Annotated in this window: 3 protein-coding genes; all 3 read right to left on the bottom strand. The window is 33.0% G+C overall.

Annotation, left to right across the window (positions count from 1 at the left end):
* Nucleotides 1-303: 303 nt before the first annotated feature.
* Nucleotides 304-756, bottom strand: coding sequence for a hypothetical protein (locus E1171_RS01735; protein WP_155203468.1), 453 nt, complete (start codon nucleotides 754-756; stop codon nucleotides 304-306).
* Between the two features lie 138 nt (nucleotides 757-894).
* Nucleotides 895-1440, bottom strand: a complete 546-nt coding sequence (locus E1171_RS01730) for a GNAT family N-acetyltransferase (RefSeq protein ID WP_155203466.1) — start codon at nucleotides 1438-1440, stop codon at nucleotides 895-897.
* 36 nt (nucleotides 1441-1476) lie between these two features.
* Nucleotides 1477-1696: hypothetical protein (locus E1171_RS24110; RefSeq protein WP_222931336.1), on the bottom strand; the 220-nt coding region annotated here is incomplete at its 5' end.

The following is a 1696-nucleotide window of genomic DNA, read 5'->3' as shown; positions in this document are numbered from 1 at the left end:
CAATCGATTTATTTAATTTTCTTACTTATTTGTTGTTTATCCCTCCAATTTGGTCTGCGACCACAATATTATCCATTACGGGATTGTATTCGTGATTGTTCTTAATTTCTTTCCTTTTTATAATAGTTTGTAAAGTGTCCCCTGTTTGAAAGTATACATTTTAGTCCAGAATTTCTCAATATCGGTTCCCTCAGCTTCATTTCAATAAATCAAAAAGTCGATTTCAGGGTTCTTGATATGTGTTTTTTGCGTCGGCTTATGAGCATTGGCAAAGCATGGCAATACGCCATTGTTGTACACCTGTTATTTTCCTTCAACCTCATTAATTTGTCCGTTTGACCATATTAAAGAAACATATCGGTTGTTATTTGAGTCAATTGGCTCAAAGTTTAATTCAAATTTATTTTCCCTCTGATCGTATGGAGTTACCGCTGCAAAATAGAACTCCTCTTTCCAATTTTTTATTTTTTTATAATTGGATGCGTTTTCTTTTAGTTCATTATCAACTCTTTCAATAATCGAATCTAGTTCGTCAACAATTCTATAAGCAGAGTTCAATTGAGCCTTGTGCGGACCATTGAGATTACCCTCTAAAATAATAACCGTTTCTTTTTTCTGATCATCAATTAAATACTCTCCAGTCCAAGTGTATTCAATAGACGGATTGTTTGACTTTATTCTAGTTGTAAGCGTTCCAATTTTTGGATCTTGAAAGTTTATTTTTTTTCCAAAAAGTATTTTTTTGATAATTTCCACTTGAAAATTTTGATTTTGATTACCATAATGATGATGAACGACCCGGCTTGTTGTTGTGTTTTACACGCGATGTTTTTCGAAAGTTGGCATAGCATGGCAGCTCACCATTGTTAGGGGTTCGTTGTTGTTTTGGTTTTTCTAATTTCCCTCAACATTTAATGTCATTGAAGTATAGTCGTAGGAAACATTATTAATTCTAAACCTATCAATGGTATTTGTTAATATTTGAAATTCCATTTTTTTGTAAAGGCCAATGGCAGGGGTATTAAGTGTCATAACCTGTAAATCTAGCCAACTTATTTTGGGTTGCTTTCTACAATAGGCAATGACGAATTCAAGCATTTTTTGTCCAATTTTCAATTTGCGAAAGTTACTATCAACCCCCATTCCAAGCAATACTCGATGTGATGTATTTAGTTCATTGTAGGAGCGAATATCAATATGTCCAACAATCTGATTTTCTTGGGTTGTTGCAATCCAAAGTTTTCTCCAACCAATTTCACCAAAATTTTTGATTAACCCGATTTCAAATTTTTCTTTCCATTCTTCTGTCAAGATAGATTGTTCTTGAGAAAGAGGTTGGAAGATAGGATTTTTACCTTTACCATTTTCTGATAGGTGAAAATTAAAATAGTCAATAAAAGCATCAAGTTGCTCCTTTTTAATCTCCTCTATTTTTATCATTTAAGTCCTTTTTAATTTTTTTTCCTTTTATGACCGCTAACGGTTCACCTGGCTGCCGTACATTCTAATCCCTGGCTTTTCCATTGGCAAAACATGGCAGCTCGCCATTGTTGGCAGCTGTGTTTTATTTATCATTTTCATTACAGTTTGAATATTTGGGTTCTTAGACTTAATTAATTTGTCTGTTACCTGATTCGATCTTTGTGAATTTATCCCTTTTAAAGCATGAAAACACTTTCTTAAGACTGATTCATTT

The organism is Xanthovirga aplysinae, assembly GCF_009711365.1.
GTDB lineage: Bacteria > Bacteroidota > Bacteroidia > Cytophagales > Cyclobacteriaceae > Xanthovirga > Xanthovirga aplysinae.
Note: the sequence above shows the minus strand (reverse complement) of the source record. Positions and strands in the feature narration are given on the sequence as shown.

Coding starts and splice junctions, on each gene's coding strand:
- E1171_RS01730 (WP_155203466.1), bottom strand. CDS start 1,440: ATGATAAAAATAGAGGAGATTAAAAAGGAGCAACTTGATGCTTTTATT.